Origin of the sequence: Microbacterium deminutum (assembly GCF_039530205.1) — a bacterium.
Taxonomy (GTDB): domain Bacteria; phylum Actinomycetota; class Actinomycetes; order Actinomycetales; family Microbacteriaceae; genus Microbacterium; species Microbacterium deminutum.
Genome location: NZ_BAAAOG010000002.1, coordinates 847,692 through 862,831, shown reverse-complemented (window position 1 = coordinate 862,831; position 15,140 = coordinate 847,692). Strand labels below are relative to the sequence as shown.

The window sequence follows — 15,140 nt, the reverse complement described above, 5'->3', positions numbered from 1 at the left end:
CGCCGGCTCCGTCGGCTCCCTGAACCAATGATGCTCGTGATGACCGACCGTCTTGCTCGCCGACGTCATACCCGACGGCATCCCCGCAGCCGAACCGCTGACTGACGACATACCTGCCTCCTTTGGCCAGGGCGATCGGGGGCCCGCGAGACCAGGTAGACCAGCGGCATCCATCACCCTTGTGCGGCAAACCTTGGCGGACGAAGGTCCGACGCACAACGGCTTGCGCTACAGCGCTCGCAGGAGTAGCGGCCCACTCCCCCACGCAGGTTGTGGTGGGCCTGCTGCTGCACGAGACTTGGGGCCGGTCGACGGGAGGGATCAGAACGTGCGAAAGGTCGTGGTCTACGAGTTGGTCTCGCTCGACGGCGTCGCCGAGGAGCCCGACGATTTCATCACCGACTGGGACGACGCGATGGACGCACATCTCGCGGCTGTGATCGCTTCGCAGGACGCCGTCATCCTCGGCCGCCGCAGCTATGACGAATGGGCTGGGTTCTGGCCGGGCAGCGAGATCGAGCCTTTCGCGACGTTCATCAACGCGGTTCCGAAGCATGTGGTGACGTCCGCGCCGCTCGACCGCGCATGGGGCAATGCGACCGCGGTCACAGGTGATCCGGTCGAGTTCGTGCGCGACCTCAAGGCGCGGTCCGGCGGCGACATCGGCCTGCACGCCAGCATCTCGGTCGCGCAGACCCTGCTGGCCGCGGGTCTCGTGGACGAACTCCGACTCGTGATCGCCCCGCGGGTAGCCGGGCCGGGTCGAAGACTTCTCGAGGGGATGCCGCCCATCGGCCTCGCCCTGATCGAGAGCGAGATCTCGCCGACCGGTCACCTGCTTCTCGACTACCGCGTCGTGCGATAGGCGTCAGGTCGTCAGAACGACTTTGCCGGTGTTCCTGCGATCTTCGATGTACGCGTGGGCCTCGCCTGCCTGCTCGAGCGGGAAGCTGCGGTCGACGTGGGGTCGTGCCCACCCTTCGGCCACGCCCTCGAGCACCACTCGCATCCAGTCCGCGATCAGATCGGGTTCGTGCCACATGTGACCGAGGTTCACGCCGAAGACCGATCTGTTCGTGTTCATGAGAGACACCGGATGGATGAACGGCATGCCGAGCGCCACCTGCCCCAGGCGGAGGGGCCCGGGCAGCTTCGACGCCGTCGCGGCTGAGACGCCGAACATGCCGAGTCTCCCCGCCGAGCGCAGGGCGCGGAAGCTCTTCTTCGCATTCCTGCCGCCGAGCGGATCGATGATGAGCGAAACGCCCTTCCCGCCGGTCAGCCGATCGACTTCGACGGCCCAGTCCGTCACTCGATAGTCGATGGCTTCATGCACGCCGCGCTCGATGAGGAACGCGTGCTTGGCGGCGCTGGCGGTGCCGTAGATCGTCGCGCCGACGTGGCTCGCGATGTCGATCGCGGCGAGCCCGACGCCGCCCCCGGCGTTGTGGATCAACACCGTCTCGCCGGGCTTCAGCGAGCCCATGACCATGAGCAGCTGCCACGCGGTGAGATAGCTCACCGGAAACGCCGCGGCCTGCTCGTGCGAGAGGGTGGCGGGCTTCTCGTAGACCTGATTCGCGGGCACCGAGACGACGTCCGAATAGCCTCCGAAGCGGGTCAGAGCCGCGACATCCGAGCCGATCAGCGCCTCGTCGACCCCCGCGCCCACCGCGTCCACCACACCGGAGACCTCGTAACCGACCACCAGCGGCAGCGGGGGCGCGTCAGGGTACAGGCCCTTGCGCGCCAGGATGTCGGCGAAGTTGACGCCGCTGGCTCTGACGCGGATCCGCACCTCCCCCTGGTTCGGCTCGGGATCCGGCGCCTCTCGGACCTGCAGCTTCTCGGGGCCGCCATGACCGACGATGACCACCTGCTTCATAGATCCTCCCGACCCTCGAACGGCCGAACGCTGGTGCCGAAGGCCCCGTGCACAGGGCAAGCGTACCCAGCGGTGGCCCGCCGTCGCGGGGCGATCAGCCCGACATGGGCGCCGACGGCGGCGGCGGCGTACGCCGGAGGAATGACTGCTGCAGAATCCGGGCGATGCCGATCAGGATCACTCCCGCCCCGGCGAGCCACACGAGAAGTGCCATCGCCACCGGCCGAGGCATCACGAGCTCGAAGAACTGCACCGCCAGCGGAACGGTCATGGCGAGGTAGAGCCCCGCCGCCATCGCAGCGATGATGGCCGTCTTGATCCACGTCAACGGCAGCGAGATGAGGGTGAGAACCCAGAGACCGAGGATCCCTACCAGAATCGTCGACCCCGTGCGGATCTCCTCGATCGGGATGCCCCACCTGCCACCCGCGATGAGGGAGTAGGCCGTGATCGCGAGCGCGACCACGCTTCCCGCGGGGATCGCGAAGCTGAGCGATCGGCGCAGGAACCCGGGAAGGTAGCGCTGGGTGTTGGGGAGGAGCGCGAGGAAGAACGCCGGGATGCCGATGGTGAGCCCGTCCGTGATGGAGAGCTGCCGGGGCAGGAACGGAATCTGCATGATCATCAGCCCGAAGAGGATCGCGATGCCCGTGGCGTACGCCGTCTTCGTGAGGAAGAGCACCGACACACGCTCGATGTTGGCGATGACGCGCCGGCCCTCGGCGACGACGGTGGGCAGGTGCGAGAACTGGCCGTCGAGCAGCACCAGGCGGGCGACGGCCTTGGTGGCGGCGGAGCCCGAGTTCATGGCGATGCCGATGTCGGCCTGCTTGATCGCGAGAGCATCGTTGACCCCGTCGCCGGTCATGGCGATGACGTGGCCGCGGGTCTGCAGCGCGATCACCATGTCCTTCTTCTGCTCCGGGGTCACTCGACCGAACACGTGCTCCCGTTCGAGCACTTCGCCGAGCGCGACTGCGTCGGCGGGCAGTGCGCGGGCGTCGAAGCCCTCGGGAACATCGAGTCCGAGTTCTCGCGCGATCGCTGCGACCGTGTGCGGGTCGTCGCCGGAGATGATCTTGACATCGACACCCTGGTCGGCGAAGTAGCGCAGCGTCTGCGCCGCGTCCGAGCGCAGGCGCTCCGACAGCGTGACCATCGCGACGGGCTCGAGCCCGTCCGGGAAGGATTCGTCCGTCACCGCGGAGTCGTCCAGCTCCCGCGGAGAATGGGCGATCAGCAGCGTGCGCCGCCCTGTCGACGCGAGTTCGGCCACGGCGTCGCCGAGCGATGCCTTCCCGTTCACGGCGCATGGTCCACCCCATGGGACGGATCTCGCTCCGGCATCCGGGAAGATCATCGTCGGCGCGCCGAGCACCCACGTTCCGTCGAGCGAGCCGGCGAACGAGACGGCACTCCATTTGCGTCGTGACGAGAATGCGATCTGACGCTCGGGCGAGTGCGGGGTGGACACGGCGAACCCGCCCCCGAGGCTTCTGGCCGTCGCGTTGGCGTCGGGGGCCGCTCCGAACCAGGCAAGCGCGTCCCGCCATCCGGGAGCCCGCCGGTCATCGAGCGGGTGCGCGCCGTCGAACGCGATGTCGCCCAGTGTCAGCGTGCCGGTCTTGTCGAGACAGACGACATCGACCCGAGCGAGACCCTCGACCGCCGGCAGCTCCTGCACCAGGACCATGCTGGCGGCAAGCCGCGCGGCACCGACCGCGAACGCGATGCTCGTGAGCAGCACGAGCCCCAGTGGGATCATCGCGACGATGACGGCGATCGAGTCGACCGCGGCCTGGTTCCACGATCCGTCCGAGATGGCCTTCTGCCACCCGCCCTGCACTTGAACCTGCGCATTCGTCACCAGCAGCGCGATCGGCCCGATGCCCCACCCCACCCACTTGAGGACGCGGTTGATGCTGTCCTTAAGCTCGGAGCGCATCATCGAGAATTTCTTTGCCTCGCCGGCGAACTGGTTGACGTAGGAGTCAGCGCCCACTTTCTGCACCACCGCGGAGCCACGCCCCGAGACGACGATCGAGCCGCTCAGGAGCCCGTCGCCTGGATGCTTGTCCACCGGGTCGGACTCCCCCGTCAGCATCGATTCGTCAACCTGCAGGCCCTGCGCGTGCAGCGTGACGGCATCCGCGGGGATCTGATCACCCGCGCGAAGGGCGAGGATGTCATCCAGGACGACGGCGGCGGGCGGGATCTCGGCTTCGGCACCATCGCGGCGGACGCGGGCGATGGGCGCGTTCAGCAGGGCCAGCTTGTCGAGGGCCCGCTTCGCACGGATCTCCTGGTAGCCGCCGATCAGGGCGTTGAAGAGCGCCGCGAGACCGAACAGCGCATCCTGCCAGCGCCCGAGCAGCAGAAGGACGGCGAAGCACGCGAACACGATCGCGTTGAACATCGTGAAGACGTTCGCCCGGATGATGGACCACCACGAGCGGCTGGTGGCTGCGGTGAACGCGTTCGTCCTGCCTTCGGCAACCCGCCGCTGCACCTCATCGGCACTCAGGCCGGCATCGATGGGCGGACCGGCGGGCGCTGCGGAATCCATGCGCTCACCCTAGGCCGGTCGTCGGTCCGCAAGGCGGCTCGGACGGCGACCTGGCCGCCAGCCGGCACTGGGAGCACTTCCGGGGAGTGAATGCAAGGCCTCGGCGTGAACCGTGAACCGGTTTAGTGTGCGGAGGAGACCGGCGTGAGCCGGTCGGAGCACGAGGAGTCACACCTCGGGTCTGCCCGTCTCGATCGGATCGGGGCTCGCGTCCGGCCGCGTGACGACGAAACGACGCCGCCGAGCGGCATCCACCCGCACATCCTCGTCCCATCACCTCGCCGACGAATGATCCATGCACCGCCGATTCGAACGCGAAGGACTCACCATGCACACGCACACACGACGAGGCGCGCGTCTCGTCGCCCTGACGACGGCGCTGACGCTGTCGCTCGGGACGGTGATCGCGGCACCGCTCGCCGCCTCCGCGGCTCCGGCGTCCGTTGCCCCGGCATCCGTGGCCCCGGCATCCGCATCCGCACTCGCGGCGCCATTGACCAACCTCGCCCATCTCGACTTCCTCCTCGACGAGGCCACACCGCCCACCGGCGTGGCAGGCCACACCACGTATCGCCTGGATCAGGAGCCGACACTCGTTCTGCCATGGACGTATGCCGACGCCCGCGACGGCGGCACCTTCGCGCGTGTCGGCGGCGGCGGGCCCGTCGATCCGGCGACCGGGCACTGGGGTCAGGGCGCATACAACGCGGACGACGTCGCCCGCGCCGCGGTCGTGTACCTCCGGCATTGGCGCCTGACAGGCTCCTGGTCCAGCCGCACCTCCGCGTACGAGCTGCTCCGCTCGCTCACGTATCTGCAGACTTCCGCGGGCCCGAACGTGGGCAATGTCGTGCTGTGGATGCAGCCCGACGGAACCCTCAACCCGTCCGCCAAGCCGGTGGAGCTGCCCGACCCGTCCGACTCCGGACCGAGCTACTGGCTCGCGCGCACGATCTGGGCACTCGGCGAAGGCTATGCCGCCTTCAAGGGAGCAGACCCGGCCTTCGCCGGCTTCCTCGAGCAGCGACTGGCGCTCTCGGTCGGAGCGCTCAACCGCCAGGTGCTCGTGCACTACGGGCAGTGGGAGCAGTCCGACGGCATGCGCGTGCCCGCGTGGCTGATCACGAACGGGGCGGATGCCTCGGCCGAGGCCGCGCTCGGACTCGCCGCGCGCCTGAAGGCGCAGCCGTCCGACCAGGCCGCCGCGACGGCGCTCCGCCGGCTCGCCGAGGGCATCGCGGCCATGTCGGCCGGGGATGCGCAGCACTGGCCCTACGGCGCGATCCTGCCGTGGACCCAGTCCCGGTCGATGTGGCACGCGTGGGGATCCCAGATGCCGGCGGCGCTCGCCGCGGCATCCGGAGCCCTGGGCGACCCGTCGCTCGCCAACGCGGCGGTGAAGGATTCCGCCCTGTTCACGACCACGCTTCTCACGGCAGGTGGACCGGACAACGGCTGGTTCCCGACGCCGACCGACCGCGTGCAGATCGCGTACGGGGCCGACTCACGGGTGGAGTCCCTGTTCGCCGTCGCCGACGCCAGCGGCTCCCGTGCCTTCGCCGACCTCGCCGCCATGCAGGCTGCGTGGTTCTTCGGAGCGAACCGCTCCGGTGCGCAGATGTACGACCCGGCGACCGGCGTCGGCTACGACGGCCTGCAGGCTGACGGCTCGGTCAACCACAACAGCGGCGCCGAGAGCACGATCCACACGCTCCTGACGATGATCGCGCTGGATTCGCGGCCTGAGCTCGCCGCCAGGGCCGCGACCGTGACGAGCATCGACGCTATCCAGGGGCTTCGATCGGTGCAGGCCGAGACCGCTGTCGCCACCGACGGGACGATCTCCACACCGGAGTCCTGGACGGGCGAGTCGAGCTGGGCGGGCGGCGCTCTCACTCTGACGCGCGGGCAGTCCGCGACATTCGACATCGGCACGGATGACGTCCAGCGCTGGGTCGAGCCGGTCGTCTGGTCCAAGCCGGGAGACGGCAGTGTTTCGACCTGGCGATCGGGAAAGCTGCCGACCGGCGTTCTGGTGGAGACGGGACCCGCGCAGGGCATCTCGGCGACCGCCGGCGTGCTGCTGCCGCGGTCGCTGCAGCTTCCCGTGCTCGGTGATCGCAGCAGGCTGTCCGTTGCCGTGCGCTCCGGCACTCTGACGCTGGATGCGCTCCTGGTCCGGCCCGTGATCTCACGGCTCGAGCTCAGCGGCGACGGCGGCGTGTCGCAGCTCGAGCACTCCAGCGCACGTCTTCCGCAAGCGGCGCGGGTCGGTGTCGCGGGAGTCGCCACGATCGCCTACGTCTACGACGCGAAGGGCGTGCTCGTCCGCACGAAGGGCGGTCGGGGCGAATACTCCGTGATCCTGCCGCCTTCGGGCTTCGTCGTCGTGCTCGGCTGACCGGCTCCGGTCAGCCTCCGAGCTCGAGGAGCGGCGCGGCCTGCACCGAGCCGAAGATGTCGAACAGCGTCGAGATCTGCGTCCACGCGATGCCGAACCAGACGTCGTCGGTGCCCGACCAGCGGCGGACCCGGATGTCGTACGTCTCGCCCGCCTTGGCATCGAACTCTGCGATCTCGTAGCTGTTGTCCCATGACATGCTCGACGCGACGAGCGTGCCCGACGAGTCGCGCACTTCGAGGTCGAGGTCGACCGTCAGCGTGTTCTGGTAGATGGACAGGAACAGGATGTCGGTGCGTGTCGCCTTCGAATCCCATGCCAGCGCCACCTTGACGTGCGAGCCGAAGAACAGCGGCGCGCTGGGCGCCTTGATGCGGTAGCGGAACGTCGTTCGCCCCGACCCGTCGAGGTCGGACGAGCGCAGCGTCCCGACGTCGAAGCCGCGCAGCGCCGCCGCGTTGTCGCGGTTCTGGCGCGACCGCGCGATGTTCGTCGAACGCTCCGCGTCGGCCGTGCCGGCCCCGTCCCGCCCGTCGACTCCCGCGACGAGGTCCGCCCGCCACCGCCCGCCGCTCGGGTTGCGCCAGGCGCCCGCCATGAGCACGGCGCGAGTCCCTTCCGGCCACGACTGCAGCACGGGCGCGGCCTCCTGCACGCAGGCGGCGATGCCCGCGACGGCGGGGGCCGCGAAGCTCGTCCCGCTGTCGGTGAGCCCGACGACCGTCACGCCGACGCCGTTGCCGGCGATCTCGGGCAGCTCGCGGTCGCCATGCGAAGATGCGGGGTTGCGGAACACCGAGTCCGACGCCATGGCGCTCGCAGTGTCGTTGTGGCTTCCCACCGTCAGCCGGTTGTAGCCCTTGTGGTTGACGAACTCGGTCGACGCACCATTGCCGGATGCCTCGACGATCGTCGGGTAGGGCCAGTGCAGCGCGAGCCAGTCCTTGTAGTTGTCGTCATGCGACAGCGAGTCGCTCGTCTGCTCGGCATCCCGATGGAAGCTCTGGCTGATGACGGTGCAGCCCTGGTCCTGCGCGGCCCAGCGGATGGCATCGAGGTCGTAGCTGTTCGCCGAGAAGAGGTTGGCATCGGGCGCGTGGCCGTGCGGGCGGCTGCGCTCCGTGTTGCGGATGATCCCGTGGGTCATGCGCGCGTGACTGCTCGACCCGGTGCCGGTCTGGTACTGGCCGGAGATCGAGAGGTTCGTCGTGACGTCCGGCCCCGGTTCGTACACCGCGACGTTGACACCCGCTCCGGTGAATCCGTCCGAGTGCGCGTCGTCGCTGTTGTGGATGGCGATCGAGTCGCCGAGGTCGTCGAAGCCCTCGCGGTCGTAGCGGAAGACGCCTGCGACGAGCTCATGCTCCGCGAGTCTGCGGACGGCATCGGCAGGCATGCGGCCGTACACGACGGGCGCCGCCTGGTCGATGCGCTCGGGCTCGAGCCCGAATTCGCGTGAGACCTCAGCGAGCTTCTCGCCGAGAGCCACCCATTCCCGCTGCCGGCCCGCATCGACACGGCTCGGCTTGCGCGCCGGGCGCTTCTCGGACTTCTCGGGCAGCTGAAGATCCATGTCGCGCGTCGACGCCCAGACCGCGACCTCGACGTCGCCGCTCTGCTCGAGTCGCTCGAAGAGCGCGGGCTCGATGCGGCCGTACCGATCCTGCCGCCGCCTCGCGAGAGCCGCGAGCTCCTCGTCGATGTCGATGCGCTCCCCCACCTGGTCGAATGCGAGCGTGACGGCCTTGTCGCCGTCGCGACTCACCGCCTTGAAGACGTCGCGGAACTGGCCTTCGGCGCCTCCCCCCATGGGGAGCGACTCGATGTCGAGATCGCCGATGCGGATCCGCGTCGCATGCAGCACGGCCAGTCCCTCGTCGAGCGCCGCAGGCGTGTCGACCACCACGATGTCGAAGGCAGCATCCTGCCGGCCCTTCTGCTTTCCGCGCGCGGGAATCCCGTTGACGACGACCGTGTGACCGCCGATCGCGAGCCCCGATGTGTCCATGACGAGCGCGTCGCCCTCGAACGCCACGCCGGCGACGCCGGCGCCGGTGACCTCGACCGCATGCGCATCGCGCTCGCCGAATTCACCTCTGATGCGGATCGGGCGCCCGCGGCGCACGATCTCCCCGGACGCGATGTCTGCGACGGGGGCCGAACCCCGGTTGCGGATGCTGCGAGCCATGACGAAACCCCTCCCACGCGGCACGCCTCCGATGGCGTGCGCCTCCCCTGAAGAGTGGTCCCACGGACGGCGGGATACAACCCGTCAGACGTCGGCGGCCGCGTCGAGCGCGTGGCCGACCCGATGCCGCAGCTGATCGTCGAGGGAGTCGTCCGGAACGTCGTGGTGGAGGGTTGCGAGAAGCGCTGCGCCCAGCGGCCCGCGGGCGGCGATCGAGATGCCTGTCGCTCAGGTCGAAGGCCTCGACGCCATGGCGTTCGCCCATGGCCCGTCTCTCCGGGACCGGATCGATCGCGAGCACGCGGTAGCCACGGTGGACGCCGACGCGTGCGGCGAGCTGGCCGACCGGCCCGAGTCCCATCACGGCGAGAGTTCCGCCATCCGGCACGTTCGCGTGTCCACCCCCTGCCAGGCCGTCGGGAGGATGTCGCTGAGGAACAGGTAGCGCTCGTCGGGAAGGTCGTCGCCGACCTTGATGGTGTTGTGGTCGGCGAGCGGCACCCTCAGGAATTCGGCCTGACCACCCGGAACCTGGCCGTAGAGCTTCGTCTACCCGAACAGCGCCGACTCGACACTGACCTTGTGGCGTCCCTGCCAGGTGAGAGCCCTCATCCCTGTGTCTCCTCCGCGGGCTCCGCATTCGGATCGCCTGAGCGCACCTTCGAATCGGCGTCGATGTCGATCCCTATCACACCGTCGTGCTCCGTGACCTCGATGCGAGGATCCGCGTCGCTCTCCACGGCTCCCGGGGCGGAGAGCAGCTGATCTCGGCGCTTCTCATCGGGGGGTCATCTCGTTCGGGTTGGTCTCATCGGAGGTCTCATGCATGCCCCGGTCGATACCCGCGGCCGCACCGCCAGGCGGTCCCATGGCATGGGACCGCCGGACGTGATATCGACGTCGGTCGTGCCCGGCGGGGACACGAGCGTCCCATCACTCGGGAGACGGCTGTCGCGACCGTCCTCGCAGGCGCTCCTTGGCGTGTCGCTCCACGAGCACCGGCACATAGTTGCTGATCGGGTACTCATTGAAGGCGTCGTGCGCCTCGAGGATGACGGCCACCACCTCGGGCGGCGGCACGTCGGGGAACTGCTTCTCGAGCCGGTCGATGATCGCGCCGATCTCCTTGTCTTTCTCAGGAGAGTCCATGTTCTTCTCGTCCCTCCGGGAACGGTCAGCTGATCGATGTGTCCGCCAGCGTCTGGGCGGGCCCGGCACAGCTGGGATGCCGGCATTCGCATTGCTCGCAGGGCCACGCCGCGCGAGCAGGTGCTGCTCCGCGAGAACGGTTCCCGCGGCGGACACCACGCACGTGAGATCTAGTCGGTGTGGCCCATGAGACTCCCAGTTCGCGCAATCGCGCAGTAGCGACGGGGCACCGGGGTCCAGGGCAACTTTGACGTCACGCTACATCCAAATTCCGAGGGCGGCAACGGGGGTGACGCTGGGCGATGTCACCGATGCGGTTCGTCGAGCAGCGCTGCGCTGCGTCGAATGAGGCGGTGCCGCGCGATGAGAATCACGACAGGGCGGATGCCTGGCGCGCCGGGTCTGCGCAACGCCAATAACGCGCTTGAGGATACCAATTAGCGTTCGCGCAGAGCTTCGTAGTCGATTTGGCCCCTGAGGCCACAGCGGACTTCTAAGATTCCAAGTTCCAGCGCACCTGCCCACAAATGACGCTTGATCAGGGATTAATCTTGGCAGGGCGCAGTGGACGGCGACGGATCTCGCCAGAGAACCCATCTTCGGGGTTGCGGAAACTACTTCTAGGTATAAGTATTGGCAAAGTACGAATCCGAGGAAGTGTTCGTTCCAGCAATCACCACTTCCTTTCGTATCACCGTCCGGACGCCTCCGGACGCCCCTACAGAACGAAGGAAGTCCCATGAGTGTTTTGCACATGCGGTCGACGTTGATCGGTGTCGCCTCGGTCGCCGCTGTTCTCAGCCTGGCCGGCTGCTCCGGCACGGCAGGCGGCGGCACGACAGCCTCGAGCGGTGATTCGGTCAAGCTCGCCGGCGTGGTGGCGAATGCCACGGATCCGTATTGGATCACGGTGATGTGCGGCGCGGACAAGGCCGCGAAGAAGGCCGGTGCGGCGATGTCCTGGTACACGTCCCCGACCACATCGGCGGACTCGATGTCGCAGAGCTTCACCTCGGCGACACTGACCGATCCTGACGGCATGTTCCTCAATCCGTTCCAGGGGACGCAGTTCTCGACACAGGTCGGCGGCCTGATGGGAAAGGGCGTCCCCGTGGTCTCGAGCACCCCCCTCGACCCCGCAACTCAGTACACCGACATCCCGCTCGCGACCGATGGGTCCAACTTCGTCGACCAGTTCATGCAGATCCTGCCCAAGGGGTCGGGGAGCATGGTCGCCCTTGGCGGCATCACGGGAATCCCGGTTCTCGACGCGACGTGGAAGCCGCTCGAAGATGCCGTCGCCACGCAGCGACCCGACATCACGATCCTGCCGACCGAGTACACCGACTTCGATGTCACGAAGACCACTCAGATCGTGAGCGGGCTTCTGCTTGCCCACCCCGACCTGTCCATGATCATCGCCTCCACCGGGCCCGAGGGTCAAGGCGCCGCGGCTGCGGTCCAGCAGGCGGGCAAAGCGGGCAAGGTCGCGATCTGGGCATACGACGCGGTGCCGGCCGAAGTCGACGCCCTGAAGGCGGGCGTCATCACCGTCCTCGCCGCCAAGCCGGCTCAGCTGATGGGATCGCGCGCCGTTGAGGTGCTCCTCGACGAGATCAAGAACAATCCCGACCGCAAGCCCGTCACCGCGATGAAGCCCTCTCTCGAGCCGCTGCCGCTGACGATCATCACCAAAGACACCGTGGACTCACCCGAGGCGCAGGCCGCCCTGTACAAGGACACTTGCGCCGGCTGATTCGACCTCGCGACCGGGAGGGATCTCGGAGACCTCTCGATGGCGATCACATCAAAGGAAGCACAATGACAGTCAACGAAGACCGGCCGACGATCGCCATCGCCGGGCAGCATCTCGCCAAGCGCTTCGGACACGTCCAGGCGCTCAGCGATGCGAGCATCACGGTGCCATCCGGCAAAGTGGTCGCGCTGTTCGGCGACAACGGCGCAGGCAAGTCCACCTTCCTGAAGCTCCTGCTCGGCATTCACCACAAGGATCAGGGAGACCTGGTCATCGCTGACAAGCCTGTTGAACTGCACTCGGTCCGCGACGCTCAAAGACTCGGCGTCGACTGCGTGTACCAGGACCTCGCGCTGGCCCCGGACCTCTCGGTCGTCGACAACATGTTCCTCGGCCACGAACTGACCCGCGGCGGTGCATTCGGCTGGGCGGGCTTCGTGAACCGGTCCGAGATGGAGCAGCGCGCGGATGCCGCATTGCGCGACCTCTCGATCAAACTCCCGTCGCTCCGTGTCGCCGTGCAGGAGCTGTCCGGTGGTCAGAAGCAGGCCGTCGCCGTCGCGCGAGCCGTGATGTGGTCGAGGACCGCCGTGCTGATGGACGAACCGACAGCCGCACTCGGCGCCCGGCAGAGTCAGATCGTGTGCGAGCTCATGCGCACGGTAGCCGAACTCGGGCTCGGAGTCCTCGTCGTCTCGCACGACCTGCCGCGGGTGCTGAAGGTCGCCGACACCGTCACGATTCTCTGGCGGGGAAAGACCGCTCTCGAGGCGCCCGCCGCGGGCCTCACCGTCCCCGACGTCGTCTCGACGATGGTCGGCTACCAAGTCGAGGATGCAGCATGACCACCACACTGCCCGCCTCCTCCGCCCCGTCGGGCGAGGACTCCAACGACACCCGCGCGGTCGCGCCCGCACACGCGATCGCGCGGTGGCTCGGATCGAGCGGATCCTGGGTCCTGCTGCTCGACATAGCCCTGATCGTCTTCTTCTCGATCGTCTCGCCTGGGCATGTCTTCTGGTCATGGGCCAACCTCGAGTCGATGCTTCTATCCGGCACCGTCACCCTCCTCCTTGCGTTGGGCATCGCGATGCTCCTCGGCGCCGGGGCGATCGACATCTCGGTCGGAGCGAATCTCGTCCTCGCCTCCGTCGCCGCGGCCCTGACCATTCGAACTCTCGCGCCGTACGGGGTGGTGTTCGCCATAATCATGGGAGCGCTCGCCGCGCTCGTCGCCGGGGCCCTGTTCGGTCTGCTGAACGGCGTCATCATCGGACTCTTCGATGTGAACAGCCTCATCGCCACTCTCGGCACCACCGGCATCGGGCTGGCCGCCGCGCTGCTGCTTACCGGAGGATCCGATATCGGCGGCATGCCGCCCGAACTTCAAGCCGGTTTCGGACTGGCCACGATCGCCGATGTCATACCCCTTCCCTTCCTCGTCGCCGTGGTCGCCACCATCGTGCTCTGGGTGGTCCTGAAGAAGACCCGCTACGGGTCCCGGACGCTCGCCATCGGGTCCTTGCGCCTGGCAGCGAGTCGCTCCGGGGTTCGCGTCGAGTGGCACCTTCTGTCGCTCGCAGTGCTGACCGGCGTCCTCGCCGGCCTCTCCGGGTTCATCTCGTTGAGCCACTACGGTGCGACGACGATCACAGGGCATCCGAACGACGCGCTCGCGGCGATCACGGCCGTGGTGATCGGCGGAACCCGGCTCGAAGGCGGGCGAGTGAGCCTCATCGGAGCTGTCTGGGGCACCGCCTTGGCCGTCATCCTGCAGGGCGGCCTGGTCATCATCGGTGTCCAGTCCTTCTGGCAGCTCGGCACCGTCGGCTTCGTCCTCATCGTGGCTGTCTGCCTCGACCGCATCCAGGCGCGCAGGCGCCCGATCCTGTGAGGGCGTGGTGAACCGGATGTCGGAGTCCATCGATCAACTGAACATGCGGCGATCGAATCTCGCCCTGATCCTCGCCGAGCTGATCCGAGAGCCGCGCACGCGGGCGCAACTCGCATCCGACATCGAGATGACCAAAGGTGCGGTCGGCAGCCTCGTCAACGAACTCATGGATCGCGGCCTCGTGCAGCTCTCCGCGGCATCCAGCTCAGGCGGCGTCGGCAGACCCGGCCAGGTCGCCATGCCCGTCGGCGAACGGGTCCACTCCGTCGGACTCAGCTTCAGCCCCCCGTACGTGATCGGGACATCCGTCGACCTCACCGGGCGCGTGATCGCCCGCGAACACGCCACACTCGTGCAGCGCCACACTGCCCCCGACGAGCTCATGGAGATCACTCGTGCGATCGTCGAACGACTGGACGAACGCGCCCGGGTCATCTCGCCCCGTTCCCTGCTCGCCGGAGTCGCGGTCGGCGTACCGGACCTGATCGACCCGCGCGCCGGGATCGTCCGTCGCTCACCGACCGTGGGGCTGACTGACTATCCGCTGACCGCGGTTCTCCGGGCAACCCTCGACGGCATCACCGACAACGTGAACATCGACAACGACGCGAACTACGGGGCCATCGCGGAGGGACGCCGACGCGGACCCGCCGGCGGCGCCAATCTGCTGTACCTCACCGGATCCACAGCGATGGGCGGCGGCATCCTCGTAGACGGCAGCCCGTTCCGCGGTTCAGCCGGATTCGCCGGCGAGGTCGGACACATGCTCGTCAACCCCGAAGGCAAACTCTGCGTCTGCGGAAGCATCGGATGCTGGGAATCCGAGATCGGACTCAACGCATTCCTCGCGCTCGCCGCCGACCCGGAGGACCCGGTGAGAGACTCCTCGATCGACGGCGACGAACGGGTCGCCGCCATCGTGCAACGCGCGGAAGCCGGCGAACCACGGGCCCTGCAGGCGATCCAGCACGTCGGACGGTACCTCGGCCTCGGCCTTTCGAGCCTCATCAACATCTTCAACCCCGACACCGTCATCGTCGGTGGCTATTTCATCCGCCTCTTCCCCTTCCTCGAGCAGCAAGTGCTGCGGATCGTGCATCAGCGAGTGCTGTCCGAGCGGCTCGTCGCGTGTCAGATCCTGCGCTCAGACCTCGACATGTATGCCGGCGCCATCGGCGCCGCCACCTCGATCATCGACGAGCTGATGGCCGACCCGACCGTCGTCCCCGACCTTCGACAAGCGAGCGTCATCGCTCTCGGGATCGGGGCGACAGATTGACCGCCGTCCGCACGATCCCCCC

The 15,140-nt window shown here is 68.0% G+C and carries 10 protein-coding genes and 1 pseudogene; 6 read left to right on the top strand and 5 right to left on the bottom strand.

What is annotated here, in order from left to right; all coding sequences use genetic code 11:
* Positions 1 to 328 precede the first annotated feature (328 nt).
* Complete coding sequence (locus ABD212_RS10250; protein ID WP_344094089.1) at positions 329 to 865, top strand: dihydrofolate reductase family protein; 537 nt, start codon at positions 329 to 331, stop codon at positions 863 to 865.
* A 3-nt stretch (positions 866 to 868) separates the two neighbouring features.
* On the opposite strand, the gene ABD212_RS10245 is transcribed toward ABD212_RS10250, so the two are convergent.
* Positions 869 to 1,885: a synaptic vesicle VAT-1 family membrane protein gene (locus tag ABD212_RS10245; RefSeq protein ID WP_344094086.1), complete on the bottom strand. Its 1,017-nt coding sequence runs from the start codon at positions 1,883 to 1,885 to the stop codon at positions 869 to 871.
* Between the two features lie 94 nt (positions 1,886 to 1,979).
* Positions 1,980 to 4,451, bottom strand: coding sequence for an HAD-IC family P-type ATPase (locus ABD212_RS10240; RefSeq protein ID WP_344094083.1), 2,472 nt, complete (start codon positions 4,449 to 4,451; stop codon positions 1,980 to 1,982).
* Between the two features lie 328 nt (positions 4,452 to 4,779).
* Here ABD212_RS10240 and ABD212_RS10235 point away from each other — a divergent pair, with 328 nt between their 5' ends.
* Complete coding sequence (locus tag ABD212_RS10235) at positions 4,780 to 6,852, top strand: hypothetical protein (protein ID WP_344094080.1); 2,073 nt, start codon at positions 4,780 to 4,782, stop codon at positions 6,850 to 6,852.
* Positions 6,853 to 6,862: 10 nt separating this feature from the next.
* Here the strand turns inward: ABD212_RS10235 and ABD212_RS10230 are convergent, their stop codons facing one another.
* The 3 genes and pseudogenes from ABD212_RS10230 to ABD212_RS10220 form a co-directional block, all read right to left on the bottom strand.
* Entirely contained in the window at positions 6,863 to 9,040 is a 2,178-nt protein-coding gene (locus ABD212_RS10230; RefSeq protein ID WP_344094076.1) for a S8 family serine peptidase, read from the bottom strand.
* A 208-nt stretch (positions 9,041 to 9,248) separates the two neighbouring features.
* Positions 9,249 to 9,589 (bottom strand): annotated as a pseudogene (locus ABD212_RS10225) (glutathione-dependent formaldehyde dehydrogenase); the annotation flags it as partial.
* Positions 9,590 to 9,973: 384 nt separating this feature from the next.
* Complete coding sequence (locus ABD212_RS10220; RefSeq protein ID WP_344094073.1) at positions 9,974 to 10,189, bottom strand: three-helix bundle dimerization domain-containing protein; 216 nt, start codon at positions 10,187 to 10,189, stop codon at positions 9,974 to 9,976.
* 739 nt (positions 10,190 to 10,928) lie between these two features.
* Here ABD212_RS10220 and ABD212_RS10215 point away from each other — a divergent pair.
* The 4 genes from ABD212_RS10215 to ABD212_RS10200 all read left to right on the top strand — a co-directional run bounded on the left by ABD212_RS10215 (position 10,929) and on the right by ABD212_RS10200 (position 15,118).
* Positions 10,929 to 11,945, top strand: coding sequence for a sugar ABC transporter substrate-binding protein (locus ABD212_RS10215; RefSeq protein ID WP_344094071.1), 1,017 nt, complete (start codon positions 10,929 to 10,931; stop codon positions 11,943 to 11,945).
* 65 nt (positions 11,946 to 12,010) lie between these two features.
* Positions 12,011 to 12,790: an ATP-binding cassette domain-containing protein gene (locus ABD212_RS10210; protein ID WP_344094069.1), complete on the top strand. Its 780-nt coding sequence runs from the start codon at positions 12,011 to 12,013 to the stop codon at positions 12,788 to 12,790.
* A complete protein-coding gene (locus tag ABD212_RS10205) occupies positions 12,787 to 13,839 on the top strand; it encodes an ABC transporter permease (RefSeq protein ID WP_344094067.1) in 1,053 nt (350 codons plus the stop codon). The genes ABD212_RS10210 and ABD212_RS10205 overlap by 4 nt, the downstream gene beginning before the upstream one ends.
* Before the next feature lie 16 nt (positions 13,840 to 13,855).
* Positions 13,856 to 15,118 (top strand): ROK family protein, encoded by a 1,263-nt coding sequence (locus ABD212_RS10200; RefSeq protein ID WP_344094065.1) that lies wholly within the window; start codon positions 13,856 to 13,858, stop codon positions 15,116 to 15,118.
* The last annotated feature ends 22 nt before the right edge of the window (positions 15,119 to 15,140 follow it).

What these genes read in the sequence shown, in the direction of transcription:
- ABD212_RS10245 (WP_344094086.1), bottom strand. Translation starts at nt 1,885, where the DNA reads ATGAAGCAGGTGGTCATCGTCGGTCATGGCGGCCCCGAGAAGCTGCAG.
- ABD212_RS10240 (WP_344094083.1), bottom strand. Translation starts at nt 4,451, where the DNA reads ATGGATTCCGCAGCGCCCGCCGGTCCGCCCATCGATGCCGGCCTGAGT.
- ABD212_RS10235 (WP_344094080.1), top strand. Translation starts at nt 4,780, where the DNA reads ATGCACACGCACACACGACGAGGCGCGCGTCTCGTCGCCCTGACGACG.
- ABD212_RS10230 (WP_344094076.1), bottom strand. Translation starts at nt 9,040, where the DNA reads ATGGCTCGCAGCATCCGCAACCGGGGTTCGGCCCCCGTCGCAGACATC.
- ABD212_RS10220 (WP_344094073.1), bottom strand. Translation starts at nt 10,189, where the DNA reads ATGGACTCTCCTGAGAAAGACAAGGAGATCGGCGCGATCATCGACCGG.
- ABD212_RS10215 (WP_344094071.1), top strand. Translation starts at nt 10,929, where the DNA reads ATGAGTGTTTTGCACATGCGGTCGACGTTGATCGGTGTCGCCTCGGTC.
- ABD212_RS10210 (WP_344094069.1), top strand. Translation starts at nt 12,011, where the DNA reads ATGACAGTCAACGAAGACCGGCCGACGATCGCCATCGCCGGGCAGCAT.
- ABD212_RS10205 (WP_344094067.1), top strand. Translation starts at nt 12,787, where the DNA reads ATGACCACCACACTGCCCGCCTCCTCCGCCCCGTCGGGCGAGGACTCC.
- ABD212_RS10200 (WP_344094065.1), top strand. Translation starts at nt 13,856, where the DNA reads ATGTCGGAGTCCATCGATCAACTGAACATGCGGCGATCGAATCTCGCC.